Source organism: Bacillus massiliglaciei (genome assembly GCF_900098925.1).
Lineage (GTDB): Bacteria > Bacillota > Bacilli > Bacillales > DSM-1321 > Peribacillus > Peribacillus massiliglaciei.
In genome coordinates, this window is sequence record NZ_LT622357.1 from 176107 (window position 1) to 188639 (window position 12533).

At 46.3% G+C, this 12533-nt stretch carries 9 protein-coding genes, 1 other RNA gene and 1 other annotated feature; of the genes, 1 reads left to right on the forward strand and 9 read right to left on the reverse strand.

Annotated features, from left to right (window positions below; all coding sequences use genetic code 11):
* Positions 1-100: 100 nt before the first annotated feature.
* The 4 genes from ssrS to BQ4305_RS21355 all read right to left on the reverse strand — a co-directional run bounded on the left by ssrS (position 101) and on the right by BQ4305_RS21355 (position 3984).
* A non-coding RNA gene (gene ssrS / locus BQ4305_RS06555) (6S RNA) lies at positions 101-284 on the reverse strand.
* Positions 285-371: 87 nt separating this feature from the next.
* A complete protein-coding gene (gene aspS, locus BQ4305_RS06560) occupies positions 372-2144 on the reverse strand; it encodes an aspartate--tRNA ligase (protein ID WP_110927051.1) in 1773 nt (590 codons plus the stop codon).
* A gap of 14 nt (positions 2145-2158) precedes the next feature.
* Positions 2159-3430, reverse strand: a complete 1272-nt coding sequence (gene hisS / locus BQ4305_RS06565) for a histidine--tRNA ligase (protein ID WP_110927052.1) — start codon at positions 3428-3430, stop codon at positions 2159-2161.
* 83 nt (positions 3431-3513) lie between these two features.
* Positions 3514-3746 (reverse strand) — a binding site (T-box leader).
* Positions 3747-3810: 64 nt separating this feature from the next.
* Complete coding sequence (locus BQ4305_RS21355; protein WP_199880596.1) at positions 3811-3984, reverse strand: hypothetical protein; 174 nt, start codon at positions 3982-3984, stop codon at positions 3811-3813.
* 152 nt (positions 3985-4136) lie between these two features.
* Between BQ4305_RS21355 and BQ4305_RS06570 the strand changes: the two genes are divergently transcribed.
* Positions 4137-5855 (forward strand): N-acetylmuramoyl-L-alanine amidase family protein, encoded by a 1719-nt coding sequence (locus BQ4305_RS06570; protein ID WP_110927053.1) that lies wholly within the window; start codon positions 4137-4139, stop codon positions 5853-5855.
* A gap of 400 nt (positions 5856-6255) precedes the next feature.
* Here BQ4305_RS06570 and BQ4305_RS06575 read toward each other — a convergent pair whose 3' ends face one another.
* The 5 genes from BQ4305_RS06575 to recJ form a co-directional block, all read right to left on the reverse strand.
* Positions 6256-6489, reverse strand: coding sequence for a hypothetical protein (locus BQ4305_RS06575; RefSeq protein ID WP_110927054.1), 234 nt, complete (start codon positions 6487-6489; stop codon positions 6256-6258).
* A gap of 237 nt (positions 6490-6726) precedes the next feature.
* The gene (gene dtd / locus BQ4305_RS06585) at positions 6727-7170 is read right to left on the reverse strand and encodes a D-aminoacyl-tRNA deacylase (RefSeq protein ID WP_110927056.1); all 444 of its coding nucleotides are present in this window, start codon (positions 7168-7170) and stop codon (positions 6727-6729) included.
* Between the two features lie 14 nt (positions 7171-7184).
* Positions 7185-9386: a RelA/SpoT family protein gene (locus BQ4305_RS06590; RefSeq protein ID WP_110927057.1), complete on the reverse strand. Its 2202-nt coding sequence runs from the start codon at positions 9384-9386 to the stop codon at positions 7185-7187.
* Between the two features lie 412 nt (positions 9387-9798).
* Positions 9799-10311 (reverse strand): adenine phosphoribosyltransferase, encoded by a 513-nt coding sequence (locus BQ4305_RS06595; protein ID WP_110927058.1) that lies wholly within the window; start codon positions 10309-10311, stop codon positions 9799-9801.
* Complete coding sequence (gene recJ / locus BQ4305_RS06600; protein WP_234396890.1) at positions 10302-12446, reverse strand: single-stranded-DNA-specific exonuclease RecJ; 2145 nt, start codon at positions 12444-12446, stop codon at positions 10302-10304. Before recJ ends, BQ4305_RS06595 begins: the two co-directional genes overlap by 10 nt.
* Positions 12447-12533 lie beyond the last annotated feature (87 nt).

A 12533-nucleotide genomic window follows, 5' to 3' on the forward strand; every position in this document is an offset into this window, starting at 1 on the left:
CGGATGAAAATACTTCCGAGAGGGACAGCCTCCAATTAAATTTTCCAATGCAAAAAGCCCTGCACATTATATGCAGGGCTTGAATGAGTAAGATAAGCGCAAAAGTCCCGATCGTGCCGTTTTTGCCTTTGTTTTGAACCCGCTCTCCGCAGGTGGGTGCTCCGTTCCAAGCGTTTGTAAGTCCTCTCAAAGGAGGCAGGTACGCAGCTCGAAAACTTGGGCTCCCGTAACTATAAGTGTTCGGTCAAAACTTATAGGTTAAAGAACGTACACATCAGGACTCTTGCTATTTGAATGTATCATATCATATCCCGGACATTTTCTTCAAGAAATTGACCCTGGGTATAATTTCATATTTTTCCAAAAAGAACTCAGTTTTTTTGCAGAGCTGCAATAGCTAAATGCAATTCCTTCAGCTGGGCATCGCTTACTTCGCTTGGCGCATCTGTCAGCAAGTCGCTGGCGCTTGCTGTTTTCGGGAACGCAATGGTATCGCGAAGATTGGTCCGTCCCGCAAGCAGCATCACCAAACGGTCAAGACCGAGGGCAATTCCGCCATGAGGCGGTGTACCGTATTCGAAAGCTTCCATTAAGAAGCCAAATTGCGCATTGGCATCTTCTTCTGAGAAGCCGAGCACTTTGAACATTTTCTCCTGGACATCCCGTTCGAAAATACGAAGAGATCCTCCGCCCAATTCATACCCATTCAAGACCAGGTCATATGCTTGAGCGCGCACTTCTCCAGGATTGCTTTCAAGCTTGTCAAGGTCTTCACGGAATGGCATCGTGAATGGATGGTGCGCGGCAAAGTAACGTCCAAGCTCTTCGTCATACTCAAGAAGCGGCCAATCTGTTACCCAAAGGAAGTTGAACTTGCTTTGGTCAATCAGATTGCGTTCTTTTCCAAGCTTGACGCGAAGCGCTCCAAGGGCGTCAGCGACAACACTTTTCTTATCCGCTACGAATAGAAGCAGGTCTCCTGTTTCCGCTTCAAGAGCTGAAATGAGCTGTTCTTGATCCTCTGCAAAGAACTTGGCGATCGGCCCTTTGACTCCTTCTTCTTCCACTTTCAGCCATGCAAGGCCTTTTGCGCCGTAGATGGCAGCAAATTCGCCGAGGGCGTCGATGTCTTTACGGGAGTAATCGGCCGCTCCGCCTTTGACAACGATGGCTTTCACCTGTCCGCCATTCGCAACAGCACCGGAGAACACTTTAAATCCGCTGTCTTTAACAATCTCAGAAACATCCTTCAGTTCCATGCCGAAGCGTGTATCCGGTTTGTCTGATCCAAATCGGCTCATGGCCTCATCATACGTCATTCTTGGGAATGGCAATGTAACGTCCAGACCCTTCACTTCCTTCATGACTTTCTCCATCATATTCTGCGTCATATTCATAATGTCCTCTTGGCTCATGAAGCTTGTTTCGATATCGATTTGGGTGAATTCTGGCTGCCTGTCAGCACGAAGGTCTTCGTCACGGAAACAGCGTGCAATTTGGTAATAGCGTTCGAATCCGGAAACCATCAGCAATTGCTTGAAGAGCTGCGGAGACTGCGGCAGCGCATAGAATTCCCCTTCATGGACACGGCTTGGAACAAGATAGTCCCGTGCGCCCTCAGGCGTGCTTTTCGTCAAAATCGGTGTTTCAATATCCAGGAAGCCTTCAGAATCCAAAAAGTTCCGTACAGCTTTCGTCGTTTGATGGCGCATTTTCAATGTTTCATACATGGCCGGACGGCGCAGGTCCATATAGCGGTATTTCAGACGAAGGTCTTCAGAAACCCCTGTTCTTTCATCAATGGCAAAAGGAGGTGTTTTTGCTTCGTTAATAATCGTTACGCTTTCTGCCTGCACTTCGATTTTTCCAGTTAGAATGTTCGGGTTAATATTGCCGCTCTCACGTCCAATGACCGTTCCTTGGATATCAAGAACATATTCATTTCTGATTTTCTCGGCAGTGGCCAGTGCTTCAGCCGACAAATCCGGATTGAAAACAACTTGCACTACACCGCTTCTGTCGCGGAGATCAATGAAGATTAATCCTCCAAGATCCCGCCGTTTCTGAACCCATCCTTTCAGGGTTACTTTTTCACCAATTGCCGATTCTGACACTTCACCGCAAAAATACGTTCTGCCAAACATGCTCGTTTCCTCCCTTAAGCCTGAAGTTTTTTAAATTCGTCTGTAAATGTCGCTAATTCCATTTCAACCTGTTCGCCTGTTTCCATGTTCTTAAGGTTGATTTTTTGATTAGACAGTTCATCATCACCCAGAACAGCTACATATTTCGCCTTGAGCCGGTCCGCTGATTTAAACTGGGCTTTCACCTTGCGATCGAGATAATCCTTTTCCACAGTAAATCCAGCTTTGCGGAGCTCATAAGCAAGCTTCACTGTATAGTCTTTGGCCGCATCGCCTAATGAAACGAAGTAGCAATCGATACTTTCCTCGATCGGCAGCTCCACGCCTTCTGCATTCAGAGCCGCAATCAAACGTTCGATGCTGAGCGCAAAGCCGATTCCCGGTGTTTCCGGTCCGCCGATTTCTTCAGCAAGGCCGTTATACCGCCCGCCGCCGCAAAGGGTGGTAATGGCGCCGAAGCCTTCTGCATCGCTCATGATTTCAAAAGCGGTATGATTATAATAGTCTAAGCCCCGTACAAGTGTTGGATCCTCTGTAAATTCAATCTCAAGGTCAGTCAAATGCTGTTTCACTTTCTCAAAATAAGCACGGGACTCTTCATTCAAATGTTCGATAATAGACGGCGCTGTCTTCATCAGCTCATGATCATGATCCTTTTTGCAATCAAGAATCCGAAGCGGATTTTTCTCTAAGCGGTTCTGACAGTCGCTGCAGAATTCGCCAATTCTCGGCTGGAAGTGCTCAATCAGCGCATTTCGGTGCGACGTCCGGCTTTCTTTGTCGCCAAGGCTGTTGATCACAAGCTTCAATTTTTTCAAACCGAGTTCTTTATACAGGCTCATGGCCAGTGAAAGCACTTCTGCATCAATGGCAGGGTCCTTGCTCCCGAGCGCCTCAATCCCGAATTGAACAAACTGGCGGAAGCGGCCTGCCTGCGGACGCTCATAGCGGAACATCGGTCCCACATAGTAAAGCTTCACCGGCTGATTAGCCCATCCAAACATTTTGTTCTCAATGTATGAACGTACAACAGAAGCTGTTCCTTCAGGACGAAGGGTCAGGTCACGTCCTCCTCTGTCTTGGAACGTATACATTTCCTTCTGAACGATATCGGTTGTATCACCTACACCGCGCAGGAATAATTCAGTATGCTCAAAAATCGGAGTCCGCACCTCTTTATATTGATAGCGGCGGCAAAGCTCGCGCGCTGTGTTCTCGATATACTGCCAGATTTCCGATTGGCCCGGCAGGATATCCTGTGTTCCTCTTGGAATTTGAATTGCCATCGTTTTACCTCCTTATTTAAAAGAGCAGGGCATAATTTTCAACGGAAAGACAAAAAACTCCCGTCCCCTGCAACAAAACTGTTACAAGGGACGAGAGTTAGATCCCGTGGTGCCACCCTAGTTGAGGCACAACAAATAGCCTCCGCTCAAAACAGTTAACGCCTGTCTACGTCCATCCCCTACTAAACCGTCCGTTTTTCAGGGCGAAGCCTACAGAGTGTTCTTTCATCGAGTCATCATGCGGATGCTTTCAGCCGGGGACATCCTTCTCTGGTCCATGTGTATCTTGATTACTCTTCTCCATCATTGGTTCTTGCTATTCACTATGTATGATATTGTACTATCATACGAAGCTTCCCGATTCTTGTCAAGAGGACGACTTAATGCTTCCATGGCTTTTCTGTATTTTTGACCGTACGATTGTTAATCACGAAATCTGAAGCCGCGGCCATGATTCCCTGGCTCTGCTCCTTTTGAATGAAATCTTGGAAATCCATCCCCATCATCTGGTTCTCTCCAGACAGGCTGGTTTGGCCTTTTTCGCTGAATTTCATGAACAATCCCTCCCATTAACATTTTTTTACCCGATTTTCTGCTATATATTCTTCCCTAAAGAACTGTTTTTCTTGCATAATAGAAGAGGAAATTCTTTCATAAAAAGAGAAAACAGTATAGATGAAAACAGAACTTGGAGGGAACATCCTGAATGATCCATATATCATGCAGATGGGTACTGACCCTTCTGCTTATTGCCGCAGCTGTTTTTCCCGCTGCGGCATCAGCAAAAGCAGCCGGGGAAATCACGGTGACCGCCGATGTGGCAAATGTCCGCGAAAAAGCCGATCTTGATTCTTCTGTCATTCAAAAAATAAAAAAGGGCGAAACGTATCAAATCGTCGATGAAAAAGGGGACTGGCTGAAGATTCAATTAGACGCCGGAAAAACCGGATGGGTAGCCAATTGGCTTGTCGCTGTAAATCAGAGCCAAACAGCAATGCAGCCTTCAAAAACAGCGAAAATTTCAGCGGATTCCGTTCGCGTCTACGACGGGCCCGGTGAGAACTTTCATGTCATCGGAGCCATTTACAGCGGAACAGCCGTAAATGTGACCGAAACAAATAAAAACTGGATCCATATTGAATCGGCCGGTTTCGAAGGCTGGATTCCGGCAAGCTCAGCTTCCCTTTCTGAAACGGTCAATACGGGAAAAGAGAAAAAGGCCGAACAATCCGGAATCATTACAGGCAGCAGGGTCAACGTTCGCGCGGAAGCCAGTACGGACGCAAACGTTCTCGGCAAACTCGACCTGCAGACGCCTGTTTCAATCTATTCGATAAAGAACGGCTGGGCTGAAATCGACTATCATGGCCGTCACGGCTGGGTTTCAGAGGAGTTTGTAGAACTCACGGAGACCGGTAAAGAAACCAAAAGTCCGGGCCATACAGGAAAAGTTACCGCCTTACAGCTGGCCGTCCACCAAACTCCATCCTTAAACGGCCAAAAAATCGGGGATGTGAAACAGGGAGAATCTTATGCCATTCTGAAAGAGAACGGACAAATGGTCCAAATTCAGTTTGGAAAAAGAAAAGGCTGGGTGGCTGGCTGGTACCTTGAAAGAGAAAAAACCAAAAAGACCAAACAGAGCGTCAGCCTGAAAGACCGGAAACTGACCGTGCTGTATGACGGTGCTATTTTGCGAAAAAAAGCAGATCCTTATGCTTCAGCTGTTCAGACAGCAAAAGAAGGCGATCAATTTACCGCTGCCTCCCTTGAAGGCAATTGGTATAAAGTCACGTTAAAAAATAAAGATACGGCTTATATTGCCGGCTGGATGGTTTCCCTACAAGACTCAGCAGAGCAAGTGAAGCGCCCCGGCGTTATGAAATACCTGGAAGGTAAAACGATTGTCCTCGACCCTGGCCATGGCGGCAGCGACGGCGGGACCATCGGAAGGCGCGGAACATTGGAGAAAAACATGACCCTACAGACGGCAGAACTTCTTCAGGATAAACTGGAAGCGGCAGGGGCTGAGGTCTATATGACACGGAACGGAGATACGTATATCCCTCTTCCTTCACGGGTAAGCGTATCCCATATCCATAGTGCCGATGCTTTCGTCAGCCTGCATTATGACAGTGCGGAAGATGGCAGAACCACCGGTACGACAGCCTATTACTATCACGCCTACCAAAAAGGGCTTGCCTCCACGCTCGCTTATTCCCTAGAATCTGCCCTGCAGGCGAAAAGCCGCGGAGAACGGGTTGGCGACTTTCATGTGGTCAGAGAAAATAAACGGGTAGCCGCCCTTCTTGAATTAGGCTATTTAAGCAATCCTGTCGATGAACAGGCCATCCGCTCTCCTGAATATCAAGAAACGATTACGACCGCTATCTATAATGGACTTGCCATGTATTTTAAAGACTGAACATATAGAGAGGAACAGACTATGCAGTAACTGAAAAGTATCAAATTTCTCTGTGAGAAGTTTGATACTTTTTTTGTTCCCGCTTCTATTTTTCATACTGCATGAGAATTTTCTGTTTAGCGGTTATTAGTCGGTTAAAGCAGGAATCATCTTGTCAAAATGGGACCTTTAAATAAAACCCTCAGCACCAAGCTGAAATGGCCGTATAGATGGCTTTTTTGTGCCGGATTGCGGAATAAACCACAACAGAAGCAGAAGGTTTGTACAGCATCAAAGCTTATTCTGCAGCCCTTGCAGAAAAAGGAGAGGCTGTTTAATGGACGGTAAAAAATGGGGGAAGTAAGAAGCGAAGAAAGGCCATTACGAAGAGAAAATCCTAAAAGAGAACTGGGAAGTGGATTTAACAGATCAATAAAACGTCTTTGATTGCTTTTGCTGCTTCATCAATATCTTGATAGGTCTCTGTATGACAATCTCTCAGATTCGTGAGCTGAAAGATATAAGGCGAAGTATGTCCGGAAGAGCACATGACTTCCATACAGGGTTTCCCTTCTATAGAAAAGGTGTGAGTAATATCCACTTCATTGAAATAGCATAGCTCGGCCAGCATTTTTTTCACTGGATCTGAAGACATAGACAAAACTCCTTTCTATTGGCAAGGTATTGAATTCCCTTATCACTACCATACCATCCGCCTGTGCTTCTGTATATAAAGGTTTTTGCCAGTTTGTGACAAAAGCTGTCGAATTCTCTTAAAATGAAAATAAATTGGTGATTCTTGGAATATCCTCCTTTCTTTTCAATTTCTTGCATTCGACCTCACCCAAACATGAAAAATCCCCTGTGCAGTTTACACAGGGGACAGCAGGGTCTATTTTTTACTCTCCAAAATCAGGGTAACCGGCCCGTCATTGGTCAGCTGGACATCCATCATCGCTCCGAATACGCCGGTTTCGACTTGGACACCGCGTTCTCTCAGGATTTCATTAAACCTCTCGTACAGAACATTTGCTTCTTCCGGACGGGCAGCTTCCATAAAATTCGGTCTCCGCCCTTTGCGGCAGTCTCCGTATAGAGTGAACTGGGAGACGGAAAGAATAGACCCCCCCACATCCAGCAAGGAATGATTCATCTTCTCCTGTTCATCTTCATAGATCCGAAGGTTGACCACTTTGTCTGCCAGATAGACAGCATCCGCTTCTGTATCCCCATGAGTAATACCTACCAGCAGGACAAGCCCGCGGTCAATCGCCCCGACGGTTTCACCATTCACAGTGACCTGGGCAGCCTTCGACCTTTGTAACACAACTCGCATGATATAAAAACTCCTTAATTCATAATCCTTCTGACTGAATAAACATCAGAGATTTGCTTTATCCGCTCGACAACCTTTTGCAGGTGCGCAATATTATGAATAAAGATAGACATATGAATGGTTGCCACTTTATTACGGTCCGATTTTCCAGATACGGCGGAAATATTCGTTTTCGTTTCATTGACTGCCTGAAGCACTTCGTTCAATAAGCCTCGGCGGTCATAGCCGCTGATTTCAATTTCCACGTTATATTCTTTGCGCTCATTCACGCTGCTTTCCCACTCGACCGGAATCAGACGTTCATCCGAAGACTCATCCAGTTCAAGGTTCGGACAGTCCTTCCGGTGAACAGATACTCCGCGGCCTTTTGTGATATAGCCGACAATTTCGTCTCCCGGCACTGGATTACAGCAGCGGGACAGACGAATCAGAAGATTATCGATACCGGGAACCCGGACGCCGGAGTCACGCTTTTTCTTCGTGCCATTGAACGTTTTTAACTCAGACACCGCTTCTTTGATATCCGGTTCCTGCTCCATGATCTTTTGCTTGCGAACTTTTTCAGTCAGGCGGTTGGCAACTTGCAGAGCCGTGATTCCGTTATAGCCGACAGCTGCATACATATCCTCTTCATTCAAGAAGTTAAACTTGTCTGCAACCCGCTTTGTATTGTCCGGAGCCATAATCTCCTTGACATCGAATTCCATTTCTTTGATTTCTTTTTCTACCAGCTCGCGCCCTTTTTCGATATTTTCTTCACGGCGCTGTTTTTTGAAAAATTGCCTGATTTTATTTTTTGCCTGAGAAGTTTGCGTCAATTTCAGCCAGTCCTGGCTTGGTCCATACGAATGCTTGGATGTCAGGATTTCTATGATATCGCCTGTCTTTAATTTATGGTCAAGCGGAACCATTTTCCCATTTACCTTCGCACCGATGGTTTTGTTCCCGATTTCTGAGTGAATCCGGTAAGCAAAATCAATTGGATTGGATCCGGCAGGAAGTTCAATTACATCGCCTTTTGGTGTGAAAATGAAAACCATATCCGAAAACAAATCAATTTTCAGGGATTCCATAAATTCCTGTGCATCTGTTGCATCATCTTGGAATTCGAGAATTTCGCGGAACCAAGTTAGCTTTTCTTCGAGGGAGGACTGCTCTTTTACATCCGTGCCTTCCTTGTATGCCCAGTGGGCTGCAACCCCGTACTCGGCAATCCTGTGCATCTCCGTTGTCCGGATCTGTACTTCGAGCGGGTCCCCTTTCGGCCCAATGACCGTTGTATGAAGCGATTGGTACATATTCGGTTTAGGCATTGCAATATAATCTTTGAAGCGGCCCGGCATCGGCTTCCAGGCAGAATGGATGATACCGAGAATCGCGTAACAGTCTTTTATGCTGTTCACCACAATACGGACAGCCAGCAAATCATAGATTTCACTGAATTGCTTATTCTGCAGCGCCATTTTTCGATAGATGCTGTAAATATGCTTCGGCCTTCCGGAAATATCCGCCTTGATGTTCACATCCGCAACCCGATCCCGGACTTCAGAAATGACATCCTCCAAGTATTCCTCGCGTTCTGCCCGCTTTTTCTTCATCAAATTAACGATACGGTAATATTGCTGAGGATTCAGATAACGAAGCGCAGTGTCCTCGAGCTCCCATTTAATCGTGCTGATTCCAAGTCTGTGGGCAAGCGGAGCGAAGATTTCCAATGTTTCATTTGAAATCCTGCGCTGCTTTTCCTGCGGCAGATGCTTAAGTGTCCTCATATTATGCAGTCGGTCCGAAAGCTTAATCAGGATGACGCGGATATCCTGGGCCATTGCCACGAACATTTTCCTGTGATTTTCCGCCTGCTGCTCCTGCTGGGACTTATATTTGATTTTTCCGAGCTTTGTTACGCCATCAACTAGCATTGCCACCTCATCGCTGAATGCTTTCTCGATGTCCTCTAAAGTTACTTCTGTATCTTCGACGACATCGTGAAGAAATCCGGCCGCAATTGTGGCTGGGTCCATTTCAAGTCCGACCAGTATGCCTGCAACCTGGATCGGATGGATAATATACGGTTCTCCCGATTTTCGATACTGTTCACTGTGTGCTTGCTCCGCAAATTTGAACGCTCTATAAATAAAATCAGCCTCTTCCGGCTGAAGATATTGGCTCGCCTGTTCTACAACCTGCTCAGCAGTCATTATTTGATCATTAGCCATGTAATCACCTTAACCCCACTTTAACCGCCACCCTGCACCCTTGCTGCTCACAAGGTATGTTCCGGATAGAGTATGATTAGTTGCCCTTTGGTTCCTGACATCTCACAGAATCTGACAATTTTTGCAGTACAGACAGATGACAGGGATCGCAAACAGGCTGCTGCCCCTCATAAAAAAAGGGACACTAAGAAAAACTCGCCTTTAAAAGAAAAGGCGCAGTTGTTATTTCATGAATATCATTTCTGAAAGTCAGACAGTATTAAAAAATCATTATTATTACTATTATCGAAAAAAATCAAGAGGTTGTAAAGAGAAATCGCCTTATTTCTCAACAAAAGGAGGTTTTTTAACTGGAAATGTTCCCAAATGGAACAAAAAGCACCCCTAAGAAGGAGTGCTCATGCTGTTTTTATCAGTAGCTCATCAATGACAGGACGTCATAGCCTTTAAGCTTTGCTTTTCCGTCCAAATCAGTCAGCTCGATTAAGAAGGCAATGCCAGCAACAATTCCGCCAAGCTTTTCAACCAATTCAATGGTCGCCTCTATTGTGCCGCCTGTCGCAAGAAGGTCATCTGTGATCAGTACACGCTGTCCCGGCTTGATGGCATCCTTATGGATGGTCAGTACATCTGATCCATATTCCAAGCCGTATTGAACTTTGATCGTTTCACGCGGAAGTTTGCCTTCCTTACGTACGGGCGCAAAGCCTACTTCAAGTGAATAGGCTACAGGACAGCCAATAATGAAACCGCGCGCTTCAGGTCCGACCACAAGATCGATCTGTTTGTCGCGTGCATATTCCACGATTTGGTCTGTTGCATATTTATAGGCTTTCCCATTATCCATTAGGGTTGTAATATCTTTGAAGATAATGCCTGGCTTCGGCCAATCCGGCACAATTGTTACAAATTGCTTTAAATCCATTGCTTTGTTTCCTCCTCAAGGTCTCTTGCCTCTTGAACTAATAGATGGTTGAACCAATCGAATAATTGCTGATAAGAAGAATAAACAAGCTCTTTCTCAAGCTCAAACTGCTCTTTCTTTCTGTTAAACGACACCGATTCACTAAAGTCCCGTTTTTTCGCATTAGTCGTCAGTTTCATTAATCCATTCTCTATTGTAACAAAATCAAGTTCAAAAAACACCTCTGATATAAAATCAACCGTATCCCGGCTCCAGCCGCGGTATTTGGCAAGGTCATCACCATATCGATTCAAATCGAGCGGGCCTTTTTTTGCCAGGAAGGCATACATCCACTTAAAATGTTCCCTTGTCGGCATTGTGCTCAGGAAATTTTCCTGCGGATGATAGAAGTGAACATAAATCCTCGACGGTGTCTGACCCTCGAGAAAATCTTTCAAAAACTCTCTTGTCGGAGGCGTATCCATCAGAACGAGATGCGCCCCATCCAGATTCAGCCCATTTCCTGCCTCTTTCTCCTTAATATGCACAGTATCTGGCTGTTCTAGCAAAAATGGGTAACGGGTCAGGGTATCTGCCTGAAAAACAATAATCTTTCGGTTCGCTGCAGGAATAGCCGCAAGCCATTTTTCCGCCTGGCCTTTGCCGCGATAATCGAATAGCTGCCATTGATTAACTGCGATGTCCTGAACAAAAATCTGCGGCTTTTTCCGGTTATTCCATTCATTGACCGACAATTCTCCGATGACGGACACGGAGGCATTCGGCGAGATTTCATCGGCATAATGACCGAAGCCAAAGCCGACTCCATCCAGAATATGTTCTTCATTTTCCAGCTGGAGCTTCAAATGGGTCTGATTGGCTCCGATTTTTTTGATGCTTGAGAGCTTGGCCGACTCAATCATGATCTTCGGCTTCGGATTCCCGACACCAAACGGGGCAAGCAGATTCATTTCTTCAATGGTCTGAATAGAAATCTCCGAGAGATCTGCCTTTTTATCCAGCTTTGTGACCGGGATAAAGTCTTCTTCGCTTAAGCTCTCTTTTGCGAAAAGATTAAGCCTGCTGCGCAGCTCGTCCACATCCTCCAGTTTCAGCGTCATGCCGGCCGCCATCGGGTGTCCGCCGAAATGCGGGAGAAGCTCGCGGCATTTAGACAGATTGGCAAACAGATCAAAGCCTTCTATGCTTCTTGCAGATCCTTTGGCAAGGCCTTTCTCCGGATCAAAGCTGAGCACGATTGCCGGACGGTAAAAACGCTCCACAAGCCTAGATGCCACAATTCCCACCACACCGGAGTTCCAGCCTTCACCGCCTACGACGAGCACACCGTATTCATCAATCGGGTAGTTTTCCTCCACCTGCTGAATCGCATCTTTGGCAATCGATTCCACGATTTCCTTTCGTTCTTTATTCGTCTCATCAATTTCCTGGGCGATTGCTTCGGCATCCCGCATATCCTCCGCCATCAGTAACTCGACGGCCGGATCAGCCGGACCCAGCCTTCCCGCTGCATTGATCCGAGGCGCAAGCGAGAATCCAATCGTTTCTTCCGTAAGTGACCCCTGCTCTACGCCGGCCACTTTCATTAAAGCAAGCAAGCCAGGCCTTCTTGTCTGCCGCAGTTTTTCAATGCCTTTAGCCGCAATCAGCCGGTTTTCATCCATTAAAGGAACAAGGTCAGCAATGGTGCCAATCGCTGCCACTTCGAGCAAATCTTCTGGAACTTCGCCAAGAAGCGCATGTGCAAGCTTAAATGCCACACCGACACCGGCTAAATCCTTGAATGGATATGGATTGTCTTCAATTTTCGGATGGATGATTGCAAGCGCATCAGGAAGAACCGGACCTGGCTCATGATGATCGGTCACGATATAATCCATCCCAAGTTCCTTGGCAAGTGCTGCTTCATCAACAGCTGAAATACCTGTATCGACTGTGATCATCAGGCTGATTCCCTGGTCCGCAGCCAGACGAATCGCCATCGGATTCGGACCATACCCTTCGGTAAACCGGTTTGGTATGTAAAAATCCACCTCTGCCCCCAGACGCTGCAGAGCTGTCATCAGCACGGTTGTAGAACTGACACCATATAGTGATAGGTAAACCTTTGATATAATCTCCAGTTTTTCCCCCACTTCACACCGTACGTGAGATTTTCACCTCATACGGCGTTCCATCGACTAACTTCAAAACTTTGTTAATCTACATAACTTTACAGAATT

What these genes read in the sequence shown, in the direction of transcription:
- BQ4305_RS06595 (WP_110927058.1), bottom strand. Translation starts at nt 10,311, where the DNA reads ATGGATTTAAAGCAATTTGTAACAATTGTGCCGGATTGGCCGAAGCCA.
- aspS (WP_110927051.1), bottom strand. Translation starts at nt 2,144, where the DNA reads ATGTTTGGCAGAACGTATTTTTGCGGTGAAGTGTCAGAATCGGCAATT.
- hisS (WP_110927052.1), bottom strand. Translation starts at nt 3,430, where the DNA reads ATGGCAATTCAAATTCCAAGAGGAACACAGGATATCCTGCCGGGCCAA.
- BQ4305_RS21355 (WP_199880596.1), bottom strand. Translation starts at nt 3,984, where the DNA reads ATGAAATTCAGCGAAAAAGGCCAAACCAGCCTGTCTGGAGAGAACCAG.
- BQ4305_RS06570 (WP_110927053.1), top strand. Translation starts at nt 4,137, where the DNA reads ATGATCCATATATCATGCAGATGGGTACTGACCCTTCTGCTTATTGCC.
- BQ4305_RS06590 (WP_110927057.1), bottom strand. Translation starts at nt 9,386, where the DNA reads ATGGCTAATGATCAAATAATGACTGCTGAGCAGGTTGTAGAACAGGCG.
- dtd (WP_110927056.1), bottom strand. Translation starts at nt 7,170, where the DNA reads ATGCGAGTTGTGTTACAAAGGTCGAAGGCTGCCCAGGTCACTGTGAAT.
- BQ4305_RS06575 (WP_110927054.1), bottom strand. Translation starts at nt 6,489, where the DNA reads ATGTCTTCAGATCCAGTGAAAAAAATGCTGGCCGAGCTATGCTATTTC.